This window comes from Exiguobacterium profundum (assembly GCF_042652865.1).
Classification (GTDB): Bacteria; Bacillota; Bacilli; order Exiguobacteriales; family Exiguobacteriaceae; genus Exiguobacterium; species Exiguobacterium profundum.
This window is the reverse complement of record NZ_JBHSHG010000006.1, coordinates 1-18161: the sequence shown is the minus strand read 5'-3', so window position 1 is coordinate 18161 and position 18161 is coordinate 1. Positions and strand designations below refer to the sequence as shown.

Here is an 18161-nt window from a genome sequence, read left to right as displayed (position 1 = left end):
TCCCCCTGTGAGGATAGGACGTTGCCAGGCAACAACGCAGGACGACCGAGCATACGCTCGGTCGTTTTTTTACGTTCATAATGAAATCGAACTTCATATTCTGCTTGTTCACACGATGAAATTCCGAACAATTTTAATCTTATTTAAGTTAATGAACACAATTCTGAACTTTCTGAACATCGGGAATTGAATTGCACTTTTACGTTATACCTGTTACCATTACAGAAATATTTCGAAACAAAGATGTAGGTAGAACGAGAAAGGGGCCATCAATTTTTATGTGGGAAAATAAGTTTGCAAAAGAAGGTTTAACATTTGATGATGTATTACTCGTACCACGGTTTTCAAATGTTTTACCACGTGACGTTGATTTAAGCACGAAGCTCTGTGAAGGACTCGAATTAAATATTCCGATCATCAGTGCCGGTATGGATACCGTTACTGAAGCCCCAATGGCGATTGCTATGGCCCGTCAAGGTGGTTTAGGTGTCATTCACAAGAATATGTCGATGGAAATGCAGGCTGAGCACGTCGATCGCGTAAAGCGCTCAGAAAATGGTGTCATCACAAACCCGTTCTATTTAACTCCAGACCGTCAAGTATACGATGCAGAATACTTGATGAGTAAGTATCGTATTTCGGGCGTCCCAATCGTCAACTCAGAAGATGAACGTCAATTGATTGGTATTTTAACGAATCGTGATCTTCGCTTCATCAAAGACTATTCGACGGTAATCAAAGATGTCATGACGACAGAGAACCTCATCACAGCAAAAGTGGGTACATCGCTTGAAGAAGCCGAGCGTATCCTTCATCAACATCGCATCGAGAAACTTCCACTTGTCGATGAGAACGGTGTATTAAAAGGTCTCATTACGACGAAAGATATCGAAAAGGTCGAACAGTTCCCGAACGCAGCAAAAGATAAGCAAGGTCGTCTTCTTGTCGCAGCTGCAGTCGGTGTGACGAAAGACGCGGCTTCACGTGCTCAAGTGTTGGTTGAAGCAGGTGTGGATGCATTGGTTATCGATACGGCACACGGTCACTCAGCTGGCGTACTTGAAAAGGTTCGTGAGTTACGTGATATGTTCCCATCCCTTCCAATCATCGCAGGGAACGTGGCAACAGCAGAAGCGACGCGTGCATTGATTGAAGCAGGAGCATCCGTCATTAAAGTTGGGATTGGACCAGGCTCGATCTGTACGACACGTGTCGTCGCAGGTGTCGGTGTTCCGCAAATCACAGCAGTCTATGATTGCGTGATGGAAGCGAAAGAGCACGGTGTCTCAGTCATCGCTGACGGTGGAATTAAGTACTCTGGTGATATCGTCAAAGCCATCGCCGCTGGAGCCAATGCAGTCATGCTCGGAAGCTTGCTTGCGGGTGTGAAAGAGAGCCCAGGTGAAATGGAAATCTATCAAGGTCGTCAATTCAAGACATACCGTGGTATGGGATCAGAAGCATCGATGAAACGCGGAAGCCAAGATCGTTACTTCCAAGAAGCAGACAAAAAATTCGTTCCTGAAGGTATCGAAGGTCGCGTCGCGTATCGCGGTGAACTGGCTGACACGGTCTATCAATTGATTGGTGGTCTTCGTTCAGGTATGGGGTATTGCGGCGCTGCCGACATTCGTGCCCTTCGTGAAGATACACAGTTCATTCGTATGACAGGTGCTGGACTCCAAGAGAGCCACCCACACGATGTCAACATTACAAAAGAAGCACCAAACTATTCACGTTAATGAAAAAGCCGCCATCCTGTTCACTCAGGATGGCGGTTCTTTATTTGCGTTTCTCGACTAAAATGACGGTACCTCCCTGATCTTGAGCAGGAAGTGAGACGGTCACCTTCCCGTCTTTTTGAACAGTGTATGATTTGCCGCTATAGCGGTCAATCAAAATAGTCTTCGCCTTATACGACGTCTTAAATGAAACGGTTTGTGCTTTCTCTTTCGTGTTCAATCCGACGAGAACGGACTGTTTGCCGTAGGCCCGCTCAAAAATCGAGTAACCAGAATTGGCATTCACAGAGACGGATGATCGTGTTCCTTTACTGAATACGTGAGAATAGTCTGCACGGATATTCAATAGTTTTTGGTAATGCGTATGCATCGCTTTCCCTTCTCCTTTGACACGTGACCAGTCAAAGTCATAGCGGTTCTCATTGAACTCACCTTTATCCATATCCCCTGCATGTTTCCCAGATTGCCCGACTTCTTCTCCGTAATAGATGACCGGTTGACCTTTGGCCGTAATCTGAAGGGCGGCAGCGACCATTTGCTTACCTGTGTCTCCATCTGCGCGCGAGACGAGGAATCCATCTTCGTCGTGGCTACTTAAGAATTGTCCAAGCGTTGCTTCATTCGATAATTGGTTATTCCGATATTGGAGCGATTTTTCTACATCTTCAATGTTGCCGTTTACGAATCGCTCGGCCTGGTATTTAAAATCGAAGTCGAGCAAGGAATCCATTTGTCCACTCCGCAGATAACCGCCTGTATTGTTGATGCTGGCTCCATAGTGTTCGCCGATGAGTTTGAAATCTGGCTTGATTGTTGTCAGCTCATTTTTGAATGATTTCCACGTCGTTGAATCTACATGTTTGACCGTATCGACACGGAAGTAGTCGATTGTATTTCCTTTTTTCGTTTTCGAACGTTTGATCCAATCCGTCTGCCATTTGACCAATTGCTCCCGCACGGCCGCTTCCTCGGTCTTGAAATCAGGAAGACCAGATAAGGACATTCTGAGGTCGTCCCCATCGACCGGATTCTCGCGAATCATGCCATCGAATACTTGTCGTTCTGCATCCGTCGGGAAATTCGTGACGGCTGAACTTGCACCTGGTTCCATGCCGTAGCCTGGATGGTTCAAGACGACATCGACCATAATTTTGATGCCACGCTTATGCGCCTCGTCAATCAATTTATGGAATGCGGCCATATCTCCAAGGTGTTCATCAAGTTTTTCAAAGTTTTTCGCCCAATATCCGTGATAGCCATATTGAGACCCATCTTTCCCATAACGCAAATCCCAATCGATGTTATCCACAATCGGTGTAATCCAGATTGTATTGATGCCTAAGTCATCTAAATAATCGAGTTTTTTTGTGACACCCGCAAAGTCTCCACCATGGTACGATTCCAGATGGTCTTTATCATAGTACTCACGGTTCGGATTATCATTGGACACGTCCCCGTTGTAGAAGCGGTCGGTTAGCATGAAGTAGATTCGTGCCTCATCCCAATCAAATGCTTGTTTCTCTTTCATCGATTTCGGAACGACACGGATGGTGGTCTTCGAGCGATGGACATTTCCATACTGGTCGACGGCTGTGACAGAGAGCGTCTTGTTTCCTGGTTTGATCGTATCTTTCACCGCAATGGTTTGAGCATTCAATGCACGGTCGATGTGCAACTTAGCGGGTCCTCCGAGAGGTCGTGCATCGATATAGAGTTCACGAAGCGTCACTCCCTTTGGTAAGGTTGGTTTTACCCGTAGGACGGCATTTTCTCTGGAGCTAATCGCTTTTGGACTGACTGAAGAAGTGAGTTTGACGGTCGGTTGGCGATACTCGATTTGAGAAGCCTCAAAGTACGGATCCTTCACTTCAGTCGTCACCCCGTCTTTTGTGACGAGGTACGTGTAATCATGAACGCCTTCAGGCAAACGCACTGTGTGGCGGAACCATTCGTTTTCAGGCTCATACGTCATCGGATAAGTTTCATCATTGATTTTGAGTGCGACCTGTTCGATTTCATTCATTTTTCCGGATTCATAAAGTGCTACATCGCGGTAGAAGAAACTAATCCCGTCTGTACCGTACACTGGTCCGTTGACTGTCGGAACTTGATGGAACACACCTTTGCCGCTTTCGACGAGGACCTTCGTGACACGGTCTTCTCCGAGCGTGACGTATCTGTCTTCTCCGTATGCGTCCTTCACAGCCCAATCCGTTCCTTTTCGGATCACAAATCCGACTTTGGTGGCGTCTTGGCCAACGGGGATTCGGAAGATGGCCCCGTCCTCCGTGATGCGATACGGGTCAACTTGGCCGTCTTTTTTACCGGTGCTCCACGTCCACAAGTTCCAATCCGTATAATCTCCATCCGCGCGGACATACTTCATCTCGATATAACGAGTCGTTTCCCATGGATCGGCGAGCTTGGTTGCCGTTTTGAACGAAGTCGTCAAGGCAGGGAGTGACGTGTTGGAAATCGTCCCTGTCACCGCATCCGCTGGGATGGTCGCCGTATATGACGTGTCGAGTGCGAGTGCCTCTTTCGGCTGAAGTGTCACGGTCGAACCGTTCGTTGTCACGTCGACCGGGATTTTTGTCTCTCCTTGTTGAAGCGTGACTGCTTCAGTATCGAGACGGACAGGTTCGTTGAACGTCCATGTGATTGGGGTAGACACATCCACGTCGATCGAGGATGAAGCCGGGGTCACCGAAACGACCTCAAGCTGATCAATCGTCTCCACCCCATTTAACGTGAACGGGGCACTATATACGGATTGCGTCGACGGAGTAGCAGCGACGTTCCAGCTGTTCGCCAGTTGGTTGGCCGCGTTACTTGGAATCGTATCGAACGCACCATGCTCTCCTGCATTATTGCCGCTCAATACAGTCAAGGCACGAACTTGGTCTCCATTGTTTAGCCCGAGTAAGGATAATGGAATCTTTCCTTCGAATCCTTTCGTCCGGTCCACTGCGAAAGCCGCACCGTTCAATTGGTTCAATTGTAAGAGTGGGGTATCCTGTCCGGCCTTATAAAGGGCGGCCTCTTTGACTTTTTGATCGCCATCGACACGAACGAGAACATGATATTGAGGTGCCTTGTCGACGCCTGTAAAGTCGAATGGGTATCCGAGTGGATTTTCAGAGACGCCAGAATCTTCATCGTTAATTTGAAGGGCGATGTTAATGTATTGTCCGTTGTCGCCCCAATTCGGGACATTGTTCGCATCTACATAAAAATAAAGATGTTGAGCATCGTTTTGTATGTATAAATCACCGACATCAAATCCTTGCCAACCCGTAGCCGGGGAAGTCGCAAGGGCTGGGATCGAGCTCCAGTCTGTTTTCAATCCATCAATCGTCATCATGGTCGGTTCGGCCAATGCGTTCATCGGGACACCGGCTTGAATGAGTAATGCTCCGGAAAGGATCAGCGTTGAAGCCTGACGAGCGGTTGTTTTTTTCATGAGGCACCTCTTCCTGTCAAATGGATTTGCACACTTTTATGCAAACGTTTTCAAAAATAGTTTATCGGAACTTGAAAGCGCTAACAATATGTTTTTGAAAAAATAATAAACCGCCTCTCCTATTCTGAAAGGAGAAGCGGTCAAGAGGATGAGGCGACAAGCTTCCCTTTTACAATCAGGCGCTCTGTCGTATCGAACGTACACGTGATTAACGTGATGGTTGGGGTTGAGGTGACATCTAATACATCGACTCGTTCAGGAGAGACGGTTTCAAGCGAAGTGACTACATACTCGTACGTTTGCGTTTCATCTTGAAGGTAGATCGTGGCACCGACCTCGATTTCATGGAGCGGTCCGAATAGGGCAGTTGCTCGTTGTAGGTAGTGGCCGGCGAGCGCGTAGTTCCCTTTGCCCATCTCTTGTTCAGGATGCATCGTTCCGGTGCCTACCGCGAGACTTTCATTGTCCAAGCCTTTCATGATGGGAAGTTTCAGTGAGACATCGGGAATTGAAATCACGCCGATTGTCGGCAAATTATGAAACCGATTGCGCGCTTGTAGGACGTCCGATACAGAGAGCGGACTGACGGCTTTAAAATTATAACTTGGATCAAATTCGCTCTCTTCTTGAAATTCCATCTGTTCCACCACGTATTCACTCGTCGAACTAACAATGGCATTTTCCCAAATTGGACTCGTCAAAAAGAGGATGCCGCTCCCAATGAGTAAAAGTCCGATGAGCCACCGGATACGTCGATTCATGACTTCCCTCCTTTTGAAACTTCCCACGCAAGCATCAACTGAACGATCACGTCAGGTAAAGTCGACTCAGACAAATGCGCAAACCCGAACAGAAATTGCTTGTGGGAGTCCGGATGCACGATACGATAGTCGTTCATGGATTTAATGGCGATTCCGGCGGATTCGGCGGACCGCTTCAATTCTTGCTCTGTTCGCTCGGTCGCGATGGTCAACACGACGTGCAATCCGGCACTTGCTCCGGTCACGGTGACGGTCGGTTCGAATGGTCGGAAGGCGGAGAGGACACTTTCTAACTTACGACGGTATATTTTTCGCATCCGGTTCAAATGCTTCTCAAAGTCACCGCTCGACATGAATAAGGCCAACGTCTGTTGTTCGAACCGGGGAACGCTACAGGTGAAATACTGGTGTCGTTCCCGGTAACGGTTTAACAAGGGTGTCGGTAAGACCATATAGCCGATGCGTAAGGATGGCATGAGAGATTTTGAAAACGTACTGATATAGATAACCCGTTCGTTCGGGTCCATGCTCTGCAGTGACGGAATCGGCTTGCCGCTATAGCGAAACTCGCTGTCGTAATCGTCTTCGATGATATACGTCTGATGGACGAGTGCCCAATTTAACAAACGTTGCCTTCGACTGACAGACAGGACGGTCCCTGTCGGAAATTGATGAGCAGGTGTGACATATAGTGCATCGATTGCATGACGCTCGAGCTCATTCACACAAACACCACTATCGTCTACGGGAATAGGAATCGACGTGCGTCCTTGTTGTTCGAACAACAATCGCGTGAGCGGATAACCAGGGTCTTCGATCCCGAAGATAGACGAGTCCGGTAATAGATTCAAGAGTTGTGGCAACAGCTGTTCCGTACCGGACCCGACGATGATCTGTTCTGGTGAGCACTGTACGCCACGGGAGTGATAAAGATATGTGGCGATTTCTTGGCGTAATTCTAGATCTCCTTGAACAGAACCTAACGCAAGTAATTCATGATTCACGTCATCGACGACATGTTTGATGTGTCGCTTCCATCGTTCAAACGGGAAGGCAGTCGTGTCGATTTGACTCGGGGAAACATCATAATCATATGTCTTTCGCTGAGGGGCTGGTGTGATGGTACTACTCGAGCGCCGGACGTACAGTTCCTCTTGAGGTAACACATAAAATCCTTTTCGAGGAATGGACTCGATGTATCCTTCGGCGAGTAACTGGGCATACGCGAACTCGACCGTGGTCTGCGAGACATCTAAAAATTGAGAGAGCTTACGCTTTGAAGGTAATTTGGTTCCTGTCTTTAACGTATCGTCGAGGATGGCATCCCGAATGTGTTTATACAATTGCTCGTAAAGCGGGATGGACGATTCTTGATCAAGCGATAAGGTAAGCATATCCATGGTGTGACGTTCCTTTCTTTACGAACCAAAAAAGAAGTAGAGCATAAACCCAAGAATAATGATGAAAGAGACAATCCCGGGTGTCCCGAATGAGGCACGATGACCCCCATCAAACGAATCGCGGTTTAACATACGTACTCCTCCTTTATACTTCAACAGGTTCGTGATAGATGAAATAGAGTCCTTTATTTAAAACTGACCACTTTAAATAATGAGAAACTGGCACTTTTAATATAGTCAATTCAACTTATACTAGCAAGTAGAACACGAATCAATGGAGGGATTTCAATGGAAAAGAGACAAGTAGGGACAGATAAAGTAAAACGTGGGATGGCTGAAATGCAAAAAGGCGGCGTCATCATGGACGTCATCAACGCTGAACAGGCGAAAATCGCTGAAGCTGCCGGTGCTGTGGCTGTCATGGCACTCGAACGTGTACCATCAGATATCCGTAAAATGGGTGGCGTTGCCCGTATGGCTGACCCGACAATCATCGAAGACGTCATGGGGGCAGTATCTGTGCCGGTTATGGCAAAATGCCGGATCGGGCATATCGCTGAAGCACGTGTCCTCGAGTCGATGGGGGTCGACTTCATTGACGAGAGTGAAGTGTTGACACCAGCCGACGAAGAGTTCCACTTGTACAAGCGCGACTATACGGCGCCGTTCGTATGTGGAGCACGCGACCTCGGTGAAGCAGCCCGCCGTATCGGTGAAGGGGCAGCGATGATTCGTACAAAAGGGGAGCCGGGAACAGGGAACATCGTCGAAGCGGTTCGTCATATGCGTACAGTCCAAGCTCAAGTGAAACGTCTCTTGTCGATGAGTGTGGATGAGGTCATGACAGAGGCGCGCGACCTCGGTGCACCGTTTGAAGTATTGATGCAAATCCGTGAAGCGGGCCGTCTGCCGGTCGTAAACTTTGCGGCAGGTGGAATCGCGACACCAGCGGATGCTGCCTTGATGATGCACCTCGGGGCAGATGGAGTCTTTGTCGGATCTGGTATTTTCAAAGCGGAGAACCCAGAAAAATTTGCACGTGCCATTGTAGAAGCAACAACGTATCACGATGACTATGAGCGAATCGCACACTTGTCAAAAGGATTGGGTGAGGCGATGAAAGGACTCGACGTCCGCACACTCAAAGAAGAAGAACTCATGGCACCACGAGGCTGGTAAGATGGTAACGATTGGCGTATTAGGAATGCAAGGTGCGATTCGTGAGCATGTTCGCATGCTGGAAGCGCTCGGTGCTCGAACCGTTGTCGTTCGCTCGGTAGAAGACTTGGAGTCAATTGACGGACTCGTGTTACCAGGTGGAGAGAGCACGGCAATGCGTCGACTACTCGATCGTTATGGATTACTTGAACCACTTCGAGAGACGGAAACGTTACCAATGTTCGGCACATGTGCCGGCATGATTCTTCTCGCGAACGAAGTCGAAGGGTATGACGCCCACTTGAAGAAAATCCCGATGACAGTGAAACGCAATGCGTTCGGACGTCAGGTCGACAGTTTTGAAGTCGACCTTCCAGTGAAAGGGATCGATGAGCCAGTCGAAGCGGTCTTTATTCGTGCCCCACAAGTGGCACGTGTCGAACCGGAAGTAGATGTGCTCGCTGAAGTGGAGGAAGCGATTGTGGCGGTCCGTTACAATCAGTATCTGGCTTGCTCGTTCCATCCCGAATTGACGGATGACCTCTCGTTACATCGCTATTTTATCGAGATGGTCAAAGCGAATCAGAGTCAACATGTATAAGTTTGAGGGACCTCGCAAAAAGGGGGTCCTTCAAACTTATTTTTTGTTACACTGAACAAAGAAGCGTACAGAAAGGGGAAACGATGTGAAGGCCCGTTATTTCATCATATTGCTCACTGTCGTATTCGTCATACAGACCATGTTGCCATCGGCTGCCTCTGCGGCCGCTCCGAAAGTGGATGCAGCAAGCGCGATGCTTGTAGACGTGACGACAGGACAAGTTCTATTTGCCAAACAAGAAGATTCGATGCTTCAGCCGGCTTCAATCACGAAGCTGATGACTGCATTTTTGACGCGTGAGGCGATTCAGGCAGGGAAACTCAGTTGGACACAAGAAATCACACCGAGCGATGCTGCTTTGGCGTTGACGAGAAAGCCGGGGTTGGCACGAATCCCGCTGTTAAATAAACCATATACCGTCAAAGAATTATACGATGCCGCGTTGATTCGTTCAGCGAATGAAGCGGCCGTAACGCTCGGGGAGGCCGTATCCGGTTCGGAAGAGGCATTCGTCAAAGAGATGAATCGCCGGGCTGATGAATTAGGGATGACGCAAACGACGTTCGCGAACGCCTCAGGACTCGATTCTGAATCCGCTGGCCTACCGGGAGACAACTTGACGTCTGCTAAGGACTTGATGAAGCTCGCGATTGCGTATTTGACGACGTATCCGGAAGTGCTCGACGTGACGAAGCGGGCATACGTGGACGTCGACGGTGTTCGATTTGATGCGACGAATCGCATGCTCGCTAATCGTGACCTCGCTTATCCGGGAATGCTCGGCTTCAAGACAGGAACGACGAATGAGGCGGGATATTGTTTCATCGGCGTATCCACACGGGATGGGCGTACCGTTTTGTCGGTCGTCCTCGGTGCAACATCGGACGAGGGACGTTATGCAGCAACGAAAGCGCTACATGATTATGCTTATGCGGATTTCGTGATGACCCCAATCTTGCGGATGGGGGAGACAATCTCCAAGATGGCAACGGTCTCTCAAGGCGAGGAAGAGCAAGTCGCGGTCCGAACGACGAACGACTTTGAAGTATTAGTCGAAAAAGGAAGACCCGTACCGGAGCCTGAATATGATCTGCTTGATTTAGAGGCTCCGATTAAGGCTGACACACAGGCAGGCATGGTCACCATCGATTCTTCGGAGAACGTACGCTATTTAGAGGGAGAGGCTCCTCCTAAGATGGCACTTGTTACAGCGGAGTCGGTCGATACCGCCTCGTTCTTGACGAGAATAACGCGAGCTTTTTTGGATTTCCTCGATCAAATCCGACTCGCACTTGGAAAAATCAGTCTTGTCGAACAAGTTGAGATGTTGTAAAGTAAGATTAATTCAATGACAGATGCGATGATGAGAATAAGTACGTTACGTACGTCTACTGACAGAGAGCTAGTGGTTGGTGCAAACTAGTGAGATGACGTGACCGAATCGGCCTCGGAGCATTGACTTGGAAACAAGTCACGTTCGCACACGTTACGTGCATCGAGTGGCTCAAACATTTGGGCAACGAGGGTGGCAACGCGGATCCAAGGTGGTTCGTCCCTTTCCTACGGGAAAGGGACGTGCCACCTTTTTTATATGAAAAAGGAGGAATAGCAATGTTAGACATTAAACGTTTGCGACAGGATTTTGAAGGGATTAAAGAAAAGTTAGCTCACCGGGGGGAAGACTTGAGTGCACTTGACCGCTTCCCACAACTAGAGGAGAAACGTCGCGACTTGATCAACGAAGTCGAAGTGAAGAAAGCGAAGCGCAACGAAGCGACAAAACAGATCGCTGAATTGAAGCGGAACAAAGAAGATGCCGAAGGTCCGATTTTAGAGACACGTCGCCTCGGCGATGAAATCAAACTGTTGGACGAAGAGTTACGCGAAGTTGAGGCAGAACTCAACTTGATTTTACTCAGCATCCCAAATATCCCGCACGAATCAACACCAATCGGCGAAACGGAAGACGACAACGTGACGATTCGCGAAATCGGGACAAAGCCTGAGTTTGATTTCGAGCCTAAGCAACATTGGGACGTGATGGAAGATCTTCAAATCGTCGATGTCGAGCGCGCTGGAAAAGTAACAGGTAGCCGCTTCGTCTTCTATAAAGGATTAGGCGCTCGCTTAGAACGTGCCCTCATCAACTTTATGATGGACCTTCATTCAGATGAGCATGGGTACGCTGAAGTGTTACCTCCTTACATGGTCAATCGAGATTCGATGACAGGAACGGGTCAGCTTCCTAAATTTGAAGAGGATGCATTTAAAGTAGCGGATACGAACTACTTCCTCGTTCCGACTGCTGAAGTACCGGTCACGAACATGCACCGTGAAGAAATTCTTCCGGAAACACAACTTCCAATCGCGTATACTGCATATAGTGCAAACTTCCGTTCTGAAGCTGGGTCAGCGGGACGTGACACACGTGGATTAATTCGTCAGCACCAATTCAATAAAGTCGAGCTCGTCCGTTTCGTAAAACCGGAAGAGTCTTATGAGCAATTGGAACTGTTGACAGGTCATGCTGAAGAAGTCTTAAAACGTCTAGGCCTTCCTTATCAAGTGCTCAGCATGTGTACGGCAGATCTCGGATTCACTGCCGCGAAAAAATACGATATTGAAGTATGGATGCCGGCACAAGGGGTCTATCGTGAAATCTCGTCTTGCTCAAACTTTGAAGATTTCCAAGCGCGTCGTGCGGGAATTCGTTTCCGTCGTGACGCCAATGCGAAACCTGAGTTTGTGCATACGTTGAACGGTTCAGGTTTGGCGGTCGGACGAACGGTCGCAGCGATTCTTGAAAATTATCAACAAGCGGATGGATCGGTCGTGATTCCAGAAGTTCTTCGTCCTTACATGGGTGGAAAAGAAAAGATTGAAATGCCGAACTAAACGCTTGAGCAGCCTCGATTTTGAGGCTGCTCAATTTTTTTAATGTTTTTTCACAAAAGGGTTTGACATCTGTCTCTTCAGTTGGTACTATAAATCATGTCGAGCGACACTGTTGCTCACGAATTGCATATGAGCTTTGGAGGTGTACCCAAGTGGTTTAAGGGAACGGTCTTGAAAACCGTCAGGGGTGTAACAGCCTGCGTGGGTTCGAATCCCACCACCTCCTCCATTTCTTTTTTGGAGGCTCACACAATTTTATATCTTTTGGAGGTGTACCCAAGTGGTTTAAGGGAACGGTCTTGAAAACCGTCAGGGGTGTAATAGCCTGCGTGGGTTCGAATCCCACCACCTCCTCCACTTTCTTTTTTTTACACTTTTTTAGGCCTGGAGTTGTACCCAAGTCCGGCTGAAGGGGACGGACTCGAAATCCGTTAGGAGTCGCAAGGCTCGCGTGGGTTCGAATCCCACCAACTCCGCTTTCAATCGGGCATCTGCAGAGGCAGATGCATTTTTTGTATCCACAGACATAAGCGCTGTGGATTTTTTTATGCACAAAAAGAAGGATTACGCTTTCGTTGGCGCAATCCTTCTATTGATTATCTCACTTTTGCTTCGCGTGCAATCGTGAGTTGCTTTTCAATTTTCTCAAGAATGAGTTCGACTGAATCTGGGTCGTTGATGAGGTCATACTCTTCGATCGAGAGACGCAATACCGGGCACAGGTTGAAGTTGTTGATCCATTCTGTGTAGCGGGTGTACATCTCTTCCCAATAAGCGATTGGTGTTTGCTGTTCCATCTCGCGACCGCGCATCTGAATGCGTTCGAGTACTTGTTCGAACGAACCTTCAAGATAGATTAATAGATCCGGGTGCGGGAAGAACGGTGTCAACACCATTGCCTCGAACAAACTAGAATACGTTTCGTAGTCTGTTGGTGACATCGTCCCTTTTTCATAGTGCATCTTGGCGAAGATGCCTGTATCTTCATAGATTGAACGATCTTGGATGAAGCCGCCACCGTATTGGAAGATTTTCTTCTGTTCTTTAAAACGTTCTGCCAAGAAGTAAATTTGAAGATGGAAGCTCCAACGTTCGAAATCATGATAGAATTTATCGAGGTAAGGGTTGGTATCTACTTTTTCGAGAGACGTTCGGAAATTCAATGCATCGGCTAACGAATTGGTGATCGTTGATTTCCCAATCCCGACCATTCCCCCGATTGTAATGATTGTATCGTTCGGGATGTTATATTTATCAATCAGCTTCATTTTATTTGGGCTCCTTTAGTTAATTCTAATTCACGCTCAATCGTTTTTAGGACATGAGTCAAGTCGTCCGGATTGTGTACAAAGTCGAGTTCATCCCCACTGAACGAGAGAATCTTCACTTCTGGATGGGCCGCGCGATACGATTCAACAAACGTCTCATAGTCGTGAGCAAGTTGTTCGAGGTAATCACGAGACATATTTTCTTCCACTTCACGTCCACGCAAGGCGACTCGTTTCATTAATGTCTCAATGCTGGCATGTAAGTAAATGACGACATCAGGTTTCGGCATATCATGTGTCAAAATCTTATAAATCTGCTCGTACTTGTTCAAATGTGCCGGTTTCAGCGAACGGTGAGCAAAAATCAAGTTTTTGAAAATATGATAGTCCGAAACGACGGATTGTTGCTGACTCAAGTGGTGTTTGTGAATATCATCCAACTGCTTGAATCGATTGCACAAGAAGAACATTTCCGTTTGGAAACTCCATTCTTCGATATCTTCATAAAACTTGCCGAGAAATGGGTTCTCTTCTACAATTTCATTCAGCATCTGCATCGAGAAATGCTGACTGATGATATGGGCCAGTGATGTTTTCCCGACACCAATCGGTCCTTCTACCGTTATAAACATATGATGTCATCCTCCATTATCCAAAGTGCAAGTTCCATTCTAGCACACAATACGAGCGATATGGCGAGGGATTTGATTTTCATTTTTTTTCATAGTTTTAAATAAGAAATGAGGTGAATCGATGGAACGTGATGAGCGATTTATGCAGTTGGCCATCGAAGAAGCGAAGAAAGCAGAAGCCATTGGCGAGGTGCCGATTGGTTGTGTAATCGTAAAGGGAGACCAGGTGATTGCAACTGGGCACAATCGTCGTGAGACAGATCGTCTGGCGGCAGCACACGCCGAAATGATTGCGATTGAAACGGCTAATGAAATGTTAGGAAATTGGCGATTAGAAGACTGCGAACTATACGTTACCCTTGAACCGTGTCCGATGTGTGCGGGCGCAATCGTGTTATCTCGCGTGAAACGTGTCATTTTCGGTGCCTACGACCCGAAAGGTGGATGTTGCGGGACATTGATGAACTTGGTGCAGGATGAGCGATTCAATCACCAAGCTGAAGTGACAGAAAATGTTTTAGCAGAAGAATGTGGACAGCTCCTGACAGATTTCTTCCGAGCGCTTCGGGAAAGGAAGAAACAAGACCGACTCAATCAGAGAGGTTGCAACCCAACCGATTAAACAGTATAATGTAATAGCACTCGAGATAGTGCCTAATTTCATTTACCCATTTGCCGTGCTAGGTGGGGAGGTAGCGGTGCCCTGTCACTCGCAATCCGCTGTAGCGAGACTGAATCCCGATTCGAGGGAGTGCGCTGGTGTGGTCTGCCTTATGTAAGTGGCGTTGACGTCTGAGTCCTGCGCAACGGTCACCCATGAACCAGGTCAGGTCCGGAAGGAAGCAGCCTTAAGTGGTGACGTACCGTGTGCCGCAGGGGTGCTTGGGCTGAGCAAACTGCATGAGTAACGCATGTTGACGTGCTTTCAGAAATCGGTGCGCGGCAGATTTATTTTATAACTTCAATCTATGGCCCCCGGGCTGTAGATTTTTTTGTATGATGAGATAGAGAAGAACAGTAGGGAAGGAGGCGAACTCATGGCGTATCAAGCGTTATATCGTGTATATAGACCTCAATCGTTTCAAGAGGTCGTCGGTCAAGTCCATATCACACGTACGATTCAAAATGCTCTGTTAGAGGAGCGGATGTCACATGCGTACCTATTTTCCGGCCCACGTGGAACGGGGAAGACGAGTTTGGCGAAAATCATCGCCAAGGCAATCAACTGTGAAAGTGCGCCGACACGTGAACCATGTAACACCTGTCCGACGTGTATCGCCATCACGGAAGGGACAAGTCCCGACGTGTTTGAAATTGATGCCGCATCGAACAACGGAGTTGACGAAATTCGGGAGATTCGAGACAAAGTCAAATATCCGCCGTCCCAAGGGCGTTACAAAGTATACATCATTGATGAAGTGCATATGTTATCGACCGGTGCATTCAACGCGTTGTTAAAGACGCTTGAGGAACCACCGGCACATGCGATATTCATCTTGGCTACAACAGAACCACATAAAATTCCGGCCACGATCATTTCCCGCTGTCAGCGATTCGATGTCAAACGACATGAAGTGAGTCAATTGCAAACGCGGATGGCCTATATTTTGAACGACCAAGACCATGACTACGATCCGGAAGCGTTGAAACTCATCGCACGTGCTGCCGATGGCGGGATGCGAGATGCCCTTAGCTTACTTGATCAGGCGCTCGCATTCAGTGATGGGCGGTTGACGGAAGAAGCGGTGTTAGAAGTCACGGGTGCCGTGACGGATGAAACGTTGCTCGACATGGCGTATGGTCTCCAGCGAAAAGAGTTAAATGCCATTTTGAGTACGCTTGAATTGATGTTACGTGAAGGGAAGGACTTGAAACGTTTCATCGAAGATTTAGTGTTCGTTCATCGGGATGCGTTACTCTTGAAAGCATCTCCACAAGCAGCTGACTTATTGGAACGTGCTCGTCCGACTGACGAGTTTCGTCAGTTCGTCGAAGCGACTTCAACGGATGAATTGTTCCAAGTGATTGAAGAGCTCAATGATTGCCAACAGCAGATGAGGTTATCTAACCATCCGAAAGTGTTGGTGGAGTTAACATTCATCCGGATTGCGGAACAAGGCCGTACAATTAGTGAGCAAATGACACAACTACAGGATCAAGTGCGTGAACTGAGCCGTGAATTAAATGAAGTGAAGAAGAATGGTGTTGTCGTGACAGGTGGAGAAGCAGAAAAGCCGAAGCCTGCTCCGAAACGGACACAAATCCGGGTGCCTAAAGAACGGATTCGCCAACTCTTGCAACGGGCCGAACGGCAGCATTTGAATGCGATTCGCGACAGCTGGGGAGATATCATGACGAATATTCGGATACAAGATGGTCCGATTTTCGCTCTCTTCTATGAAAGTGAAGCTGTCCTTTGTGCAAGTGACACCTTACTGGTACAATTTAAAGATGGAATGACATGGCACTATGAACAAGTGAGTTCAAATGGTCGTACGCGCGATGTGATTGAACAGGCGTTATTCGAAGTGACGGGGATTCGTCGCGAAATCATGGCGGTGCTTGAGACGGATTGGAATGAACTAAAAAATGAGTTCATCCTTCAAAAACAAGCAGAACGAACGGAACAAGTCGAAGAGCCGGAAACCGAGGATCCGCTAGTTGCGCAGGCGATGGAACGTTTTGGCGATGTCGTTGAAATCGAAGAAACATAAGGGAGGCGCTCTGAATGCGTGGAATGGGAAACATGAACAACATGATGAAACAGATGCAAAAGATGCAAAAAGATATGGCGAAAGCTCAAGAGGAATTAAAAGAGTTATCGGTTGAAGGAACAGCGGGAGGCGGCATGGTGAAAGTTGTCGTCAGCGGTCATAAAGAAGTTTTAGACGTCATTATTGCTGAAGACGTTGTCGATCCGGACGATGTGGATATGTTACAAGATCTCGTCTTAGCAGCAATCAATGATGCAATGAAACAAGCGGATCAGCTTGTGAATGATAAGATGGGACGTTTCACACAAGGGATGAACCTCCCAGGCTTTTAAGTGAAGAAAGGATCGATGCGAGTTGCAATACCCTGAAGCCATTGGACGATTGATTGAGAGTTTTACGAAGTTACCTGGGATTGGACCGAAAACTGCGGTACGTTTAGCATTCCATGTATTAGATATGGAAGAAGACGATGTGTTGACGTTCGCGAAATCTCTCGTGAGTGCGAAGCGTGACATAAAGTATTGTACCGTGTGTGGCCACATCACAGATATTGATCCGTGTGCAATCTGCAAAGACTCACATCGGGATGAAACGGTGGTTTGTGTGGTTCAAGACTCAAGAGACGTGATTGCTATGGAGAAGATGCGGGAGTACAGAGGGAAGTATCATGTTCTTCATGGAGCCATTAGTCCAATGGAAGGGATTGGTCCAGAGGATATTAATGTTTCAAGTTTGCTGACACGTTTACAAGAGAACGAGTCGATTCAAGAAGTGATTTTAGCGACCAACCCGAACATTGAAGGGGAAGCGACTTCGATGTATTTATCGAGACTACTCAAACCGACGGGAATTCGCGTGACGCGTCTTGCCCATGGTTTACCAGTCGGTGGAGATTTGGAGTATGCGGATGAAGTGACATTATCTCGGGCAATGGAAGGTAGAAGAGAACTATGAAATGGTTTCGTAAGTCGTTAAGAGATGATTATGATCAACGACTACTGACTGAGTTGCTAGAAGCTAAGGCTAAGTTTGAATCGAAACGTCGGATTCTTGAAGTCAGCATAGAGGACACGGGAGAGCTAGCTGCTCAAGTGAAGCAAGCGGAAGCTCTCTACTTCTTCTATTTGAAAGAAGCAAAGAAGCGAAATGTTTCGTTATCGTCTCTTCGTTCTTAAGGCGACGCCAATGGCGCGCCTTCTTTATTTTTAGTCCTATATAATGAAAGAAAAAAATCGTTTTGGTTGAACAAATGAAGTTTTTATATATTTCTCTAATCTTTTTAACAAAAAGGGTTGCGTGGTTATTATTTTACTGATATATTAATAGACGTCGCCGAGATAAGCGACGAAGAAAACAAAAAATATTTTTAAAAAGTGGTTGACCTTTTGTTCTCCACTTGGTAAGATATTTAAGTCGCCAAGAGCGGCAGACGAACTTTGAAAACTGAACGATGAGGCAAAAAAGTTTTACAATTTTTGAATGAAGCGCAAGCTTCGTCAATTTAAGAGCTATATCAAATTCTTTGGA

Annotated in this window: 15 protein-coding genes, 3 tRNA genes, 1 other RNA gene and 1 other annotated feature; of the genes, 14 read left to right on the top strand and 5 right to left on the bottom strand. The window is 47.3% G+C overall.

The window, feature by feature from the left end:
• Positions 1-278 precede the first annotated feature (278 nt).
• Positions 279-1742, top strand: coding sequence for an IMP dehydrogenase (gene guaB, locus ACFO4U_RS13955; RefSeq protein WP_074035270.1), 1464 nt, complete (start codon positions 279-281; stop codon positions 1740-1742).
• A 40-nt stretch (positions 1743-1782) separates the two neighbouring features.
• Here guaB and ACFO4U_RS13950 read toward each other — a convergent pair whose 3' ends face one another.
• The 3 genes from ACFO4U_RS13950 to pdxR all read right to left on the bottom strand — a co-directional run bounded on the left by ACFO4U_RS13950 (position 1783) and on the right by pdxR (position 7366).
• A complete protein-coding gene (locus tag ACFO4U_RS13950) occupies positions 1783-5205 on the bottom strand; it encodes an alpha-amylase family glycosyl hydrolase (RefSeq protein WP_196431819.1) in 3423 nt (1140 codons plus the stop codon).
• Between the two features lie 140 nt (positions 5206-5345).
• Positions 5346-5966: a class A sortase gene (locus ACFO4U_RS13945; protein ID WP_196431818.1), complete on the bottom strand. Its 621-nt coding sequence runs from the start codon at positions 5964-5966 to the stop codon at positions 5346-5348.
• Positions 5963-7366 (bottom strand): MocR-like pyridoxine biosynthesis transcription factor PdxR, encoded by a 1404-nt coding sequence (gene pdxR / locus ACFO4U_RS13940; protein ID WP_159563186.1) that lies wholly within the window; start codon positions 7364-7366, stop codon positions 5963-5965. The genes ACFO4U_RS13945 and pdxR overlap by 4 nt, the downstream gene beginning before the upstream one ends.
• Before the next feature lie 288 nt (positions 7367-7654).
• Between pdxR and pdxS the strand changes: the two genes are divergently transcribed.
• The 7 genes from pdxS to ACFO4U_RS13905 all read left to right on the top strand — a co-directional run bounded on the left by pdxS (position 7655) and on the right by ACFO4U_RS13905 (position 12496).
• Positions 7655-8545 (top strand): pyridoxal 5'-phosphate synthase lyase subunit PdxS, encoded by an 891-nt coding sequence (gene pdxS, locus ACFO4U_RS13935; protein WP_012727762.1) that lies wholly within the window; start codon positions 7655-7657, stop codon positions 8543-8545.
• Between the two features lies 1 nt (position 8546).
• Positions 8547-9125, top strand: coding sequence for a pyridoxal 5'-phosphate synthase glutaminase subunit PdxT (gene pdxT / locus ACFO4U_RS13930; RefSeq protein ID WP_074035275.1), 579 nt, complete (start codon positions 8547-8549; stop codon positions 9123-9125).
• An 85-nt stretch (positions 9126-9210) separates the two neighbouring features.
• Positions 9211-10458 carry a D-alanyl-D-alanine carboxypeptidase family protein gene (locus ACFO4U_RS13925; protein WP_196431817.1) on the top strand — a complete coding sequence of 416 codons (1248 nt, stop codon included), beginning with the start codon at positions 9211-9213 and terminating at the stop codon, positions 10456-10458.
• Between the two features lie 18 nt (positions 10459-10476).
• Positions 10477-10685: a binding site (T-box leader), on the top strand.
• 51 nt (positions 10686-10736) lie between these two features.
• A complete protein-coding gene (serS, locus tag ACFO4U_RS13920) occupies positions 10737-12020 on the top strand; it encodes a serine--tRNA ligase (RefSeq protein WP_012727759.1) in 1284 nt (427 codons plus the stop codon).
• 138 nt (positions 12021-12158) lie between these two features.
• Positions 12159-12249: transfer RNA gene (locus ACFO4U_RS13915), tRNA-Ser, on the top strand.
• Positions 12250-12286: 37 nt separating this feature from the next.
• Positions 12287-12377, top strand: a tRNA-Ser gene (locus ACFO4U_RS13910).
• A gap of 29 nt (positions 12378-12406) precedes the next feature.
• Positions 12407-12496: transfer RNA gene (locus tag ACFO4U_RS13905), tRNA-Ser, on the top strand.
• Positions 12497-12616: 120 nt separating this feature from the next.
• Here the strand turns inward: ACFO4U_RS13905 and ACFO4U_RS13900 are convergent.
• Positions 12617-13288: a deoxynucleoside kinase gene (locus ACFO4U_RS13900; protein ID WP_074035276.1), complete on the bottom strand. Its 672-nt coding sequence runs from the start codon at positions 13286-13288 to the stop codon at positions 12617-12619.
• Entirely contained in the window at positions 13285-13920 is a 636-nt protein-coding gene (locus ACFO4U_RS13895; RefSeq protein ID WP_012727757.1) for a deoxynucleoside kinase, read from the bottom strand. The genes ACFO4U_RS13900 and ACFO4U_RS13895 overlap by 4 nt, the downstream gene beginning before the upstream one ends.
• A gap of 121 nt (positions 13921-14041) precedes the next feature.
• Here ACFO4U_RS13895 and tadA point away from each other — a divergent pair, with 121 nt between their 5' ends.
• The 6 genes from tadA to ACFO4U_RS13865 all read left to right on the top strand — a co-directional run bounded on the left by tadA (position 14042) and on the right by ACFO4U_RS13865 (position 17809).
• Positions 14042-14542 carry a tRNA adenosine(34) deaminase TadA gene (tadA, locus tag ACFO4U_RS13890; protein WP_215244442.1) on the top strand — a complete coding sequence of 167 codons (501 nt, stop codon included), beginning with the start codon at positions 14042-14044 and terminating at the stop codon, positions 14540-14542.
• Between the two features lie 53 nt (positions 14543-14595).
• An RNA gene (gene ffs, locus ACFO4U_RS13885) (signal recognition particle sRNA large type) lies at positions 14596-14863 on the top strand.
• Positions 14864-14957: 94 nt separating this feature from the next.
• Entirely contained in the window at positions 14958-16634 is a 1677-nt protein-coding gene (gene dnaX, locus ACFO4U_RS13880; RefSeq protein WP_031424060.1) for a DNA polymerase III subunit gamma/tau, read from the top strand.
• A gap of 14 nt (positions 16635-16648) precedes the next feature.
• Positions 16649-16966, top strand: coding sequence for a YbaB/EbfC family nucleoid-associated protein (locus ACFO4U_RS13875; protein ID WP_012727754.1), 318 nt, complete (start codon positions 16649-16651; stop codon positions 16964-16966).
• Between the two features lie 22 nt (positions 16967-16988).
• On the top strand, positions 16989-17588 hold the full coding sequence (recR, locus tag ACFO4U_RS13870; RefSeq protein WP_012727753.1) for a recombination mediator RecR: 600 nt from the start codon (positions 16989-16991) through the stop codon (positions 17586-17588).
• Positions 17585-17809 (top strand): YaaL family protein, encoded by a 225-nt coding sequence (locus ACFO4U_RS13865; protein ID WP_031424056.1) that lies wholly within the window; start codon positions 17585-17587, stop codon positions 17807-17809. The genes recR and ACFO4U_RS13865 overlap by 4 nt, the downstream gene beginning before the upstream one ends.
• Positions 17810-18161: the final 352 nt, after the last annotated feature.